This window comes from Variovorax sp. 10N412 (genome assembly GCF_056394985.1).
The window spans coordinates 1-641 of record NZ_JBFTIO010000050.1 but is presented as its reverse complement, the minus strand read 5'-3'; the positions used below and the strand labels follow the sequence as shown (position 1 = coordinate 641).

The window sequence follows — 641 nt, the reverse complement described above, 5'->3', positions numbered from 1 at the left end:
CACCCATTCGAGCGTCGCGAACTCCACCGACTCCTTGGTCTTCCACGGCGCCCGGCGATGGATCAGCTCGGCCTTGTAGAGGCCGTTGATCGTCTCGGCCAGGGCGTTGTCATAGGAGTCGCCTTTGCTGCCCACTGATGGCTCAATGCCAGCCTCGCCCAGTCGTTCCGTGTACCGGATGCTGACGTATTGCGAGCCACGATCGGAGTGACAAATCAAGCTGCCGTCGCGTTCGGGTTGACGGTCGTACAGCGCTTGCTCCAAAGCATCGAGCACGAAGTCCGTGCGCATCGAGCTGCTGACCCGCCAGCCCACGATGCGTCGGGCGAACACATCGATCACGAAGGCGACGTACAGCCAGCCCTGCCATGTCGACACGTACGTGAAATCCGAGACCCACAGCTGGTTCGGGCGCTGCGCTCGGAACTGCCGGTTGACCCGATCCAGCGGGCATGGTGCTCTGGAGTTGCTGATAGTGGTCTTCACCACCTTGCCGCGCATCACACCTCTCAGCCCCAGGCGCCGCATCAGCCGCTCGACCGTGCAGCGGGCCACCGTCGTGCCCTCGCGCGCCAGTTGCCTCCAGACCTTGTCGGCCCCATAGACCTGCATGTTGGCCTGCCAGACGCGCTGTATCGCCG

At 63.8% G+C, this 641-nt stretch carries 1 protein-coding gene; it reads right to left on the bottom strand.

Features of this window, described 5'->3' with window-relative positions:
- Nucleotides 1–641, bottom strand: a 641-nt coding sequence (locus AC1DJH_RS33080) for an IS3 family transposase (RefSeq protein ID WP_478188612.1), incomplete at both ends; no start/stop codon positions are given.